This window comes from Paenibacillus sp. USDA918EY, assembly GCF_009870825.1.
Lineage (GTDB): Bacteria > Bacillota > Bacilli > Paenibacillales > Paenibacillaceae > Paenibacillus_AQ > Paenibacillus_AQ albilobatus.
Genome location: NZ_WTWY01000057.1, coordinates 199 through 692 on the forward strand (window position 1 = coordinate 199; position 494 = coordinate 692).

Annotated in this window: 1 protein-coding gene; it reads right to left on the reverse strand. The window is 49.8% G+C overall.

Going from position 1 to position 494, the window contains the following annotated elements; all coding sequences use genetic code 11:
• On the reverse strand, positions 1-475 hold a 475-nt coding region (locus GQY55_RS30790), incomplete at its 3' end, for a hemoblobin-interacting domain-containing protein (RefSeq protein WP_328803770.1).
• Positions 476-494: the final 19 nt, after the last annotated feature.

Genomic DNA, 494 nt, shown 5'->3' on the forward strand with positions numbered 1-494 from the left:
TAACCACGGCATCCGCGTACCCTTCGGCTTTAATGAGAAATTGATGCGTTCCTGGTCTTAGCGAAGCGCCGGAAAGATTAATTTCAATTATTCCTGCGGTAGATCTGTTCACCCTGGAGCTGTGGATGGGAACCGAGTTGCCATTTTGATAAACTCCCGTAATGTTGTCTCTCCATGCAGCATCATCGGAAAATGTAATTCGCACGGTATCGACATTCGGAGCCGTCGCCGTCAAAGTCGGCGCTGCTAACGGTACGGGCACTTCCATCGTAACCACGGCATCCGCGTACCCTTCGGCTTTAATGAGAAATTGATGCGTTCCTGGTTTTAGCGAAGCGCCGGAAAGATTAATTTCAATCATTCCTGCGGTAGATCTATTCACCCTGGAGCTGTGGATGGGGGCTGAGTTGCCATTTAGATACACCCCGGTAATGTTGTTTCTCCATGCAGCATCGTCGGTAAATGTAATTCGCACGGTATCGGCATTCGGAGCG